Origin of the sequence: Streptomyces sp. LS1784 (assembly GCF_020103755.1) — a bacterium.
Lineage (GTDB): Bacteria > Actinomycetota > Actinomycetes > Streptomycetales > Streptomycetaceae > Kitasatospora.
On the sequence record NZ_JAHSQD010000931.1, the window covers coordinates 1 to 1,989 of the forward strand.

2 protein-coding genes and 1 tRNA gene are annotated in these 1,989 nt (G+C 72.8%); all 3 read right to left on the reverse strand.

All coding sequences use genetic code 11. The features are described 5' to 3' along the window. Nucleotides 1–244: 244 nt before the first annotated feature. A complete protein-coding gene (locus KS423_RS44350; RefSeq protein ID WP_224285344.1) occupies nt 245–691 on the reverse strand; it encodes a DUF4442 domain-containing protein in 447 nt (148 codons plus the stop codon). 183 nt (nt 692–874) lie between these two features. Then, nucleotides 875–950 (reverse strand) — tRNA-His (locus KS423_RS44355). Between the two features lie 222 nt (nt 951–1,172). Further along, on the reverse strand, nt 1,173–1,775 hold the full coding sequence (gene orn, locus KS423_RS44360) for an oligoribonuclease (protein WP_224285345.1): 603 nt from the start codon (nt 1,773–1,775) through the stop codon (nt 1,173–1,175). Nucleotides 1,776–1,989: the final 214 nt, after the last annotated feature.

Genomic DNA, 1,989 nt, shown 5'->3' on the forward strand with positions numbered 1-1,989 from the left:
CAGAGCTGTGCGAGCAGGGCCCCGGCGGCCGCGACGGAGCGGGGGCGGGGCAGCCACCGGGCGATCCCGCGGCGGGCTCCGGCGACGCCGCGGGGGGCGGGTTCCTGGGGCTTGGTCGCGTGATTGGCTCGCACGTGAGTCGAGAACGAGCGGACGGGCGGTGAGGTCACGCCTGCCGTCACGGACAGTCATCGTGCGGGTGGCCCCGGGGCCGGCGCTCCCGGGGCCACCGACCGTGTGGCGGTCAGGAGTTGGGGCGCAGGGTCCAGGTGACCGTCATCACTCCGGTGACGGCGCCGTCGGCGCGGGTGATCTCGACGGTGACCGGGAACTCGGGGCGGCCGCCGGCGTCCAGCTCGGCGACGACCTCGGCGGCCGGGCGGCCGAGCACGGCAGTGGCGGTGACGACGCCCATGGCGAGCTTCTTGTACGCGATCTCGGCGTTCACGGCGAGCGGCACGGCCCGGGACAGCTGGTCGCCGAAGGCGGCGAGCACGATGCAGCCGCTGGCGGACTCGGCCAGCGTGAACATCGCGCCGGCGTGCGGGCCGCCGACGTGGTTGTGGTACGCGGGCTGGTCCGGCAGCCGGAGCACGGCGCGCTCCGGGGTGGTCTCCAGGTACTCCAGCTTCAGGGTGTGCGCCATCGGCACGGTGGAGTCGAGCATCTGGCCGATCGTAGGTGTGGTCATGGCGACGATGTTACTAGCCAGTAGCTTCCGGCGGCAGGGGGAGGGTGGAAAGCCGGCCCGGCGGGCGCGTGTGAGGGAGCGCACATATCGGTGCGGGAGTGCGCAACTGAGGCCGTGCACGACTGAGGGAGCGCGAAAACGCCCGAGGGGCCGATCTCTTGAAGAGATCGGCCCCTCGGGCTCTGGGGTGAGTGACGGGACTCGAACCCGCGGCCACCTGGACCACAACCAGGTGCTCTACCAACTGAGCTACACCCACCATCTGTCCGGTCCGTTCCCGCTCTCGCGTTCCCGTTCCGACAGGAAGAACTCTACAGGATCCGAGAGGGTGCTCGCGCCAGGGTTTCGTTCCGGCGGACACGGGCACCCCCTCAGGCCCTCCGGCGAGGTCCTGCCGGTGGTCCCGGGGCCGCCCGGCGGACGCTGTCGGGGACAGTCCTGTGGGCGCTGTCGGGGACGGCCCGGCGGGCCGGGCCCGGGCTCAGCCCGCCGGGGCCTGGTACTTCCCGGCGATCGCCCGCGCGGTGTCGGCGTCCGGACCGGGCTGCGGGACGAACACCGCCTCGCGGTAGTACCGCAGTTCGTCGATGCTCTCCCGGATGTCGGCGAGCGCCCGGTGGTTGCCGCCCTTCTGCGGGCTGTTGTAGTACGCCTTCGGGTACCAGCGGCGGGCCAGCTCCTTGATCGAGGAGACGTCCACGATCCGGTAGTGCAGGTGCTTCTCCAGGGCCGGCATGTCCCGGGCCAGGAAGCCGCGGTCGGTGGCCACCGAGTTTCCGCACAGCGGGGTCTTCCCGGCCTCCGGCACGTGCTCGCGCACGTAGGCGAGCACCCGCTCCTCGGCCTCGGCCAGGGTCATGCCCTGCTCCAGCTCCTCCAGCAGCCCGGAGGCGGTGTGCATGGCGCGCACCACCTCGGGCATGTTCGCCAGCGCCTCCGCCGGCGGCCGGATGATGACGTCCACGCCCTCGCCGAGGATGTTCAGCTCGGAGTCCGTCACCAGCACCGCGACCTCGACCAGGGCGTCCCGGTCGAGGTCGAGGCCGGTCATTTCACAGTCGATCCATACCAAACGGTCATTCACGCAACTCACCCTACGGCGCGATCACGCGCCGCGGGGACCGGTGGAGCCGAGCGGGGTGCCTCGGCCTGGTGCTCCTCCGGCCCGTCGTGCGTGCCGTGGCCGTCCGGGCGCTCGCCCTCCCGTCCGGTCCGGACCGCGTGGCCGTCCCGTCCGGTCCGGACCTCGCGCCCCGCCCGGGAGACCTCGGCCGCGGGCCGAGCGGCCTGGCCGCGGA

Coding starts and splice junctions, on each gene's coding strand:
- KS423_RS44350 (WP_224285344.1), bottom strand. CDS start 691: ATGACCACACCTACGATCGGCCAGATGCTCGACTCCACCGTGCCGATG.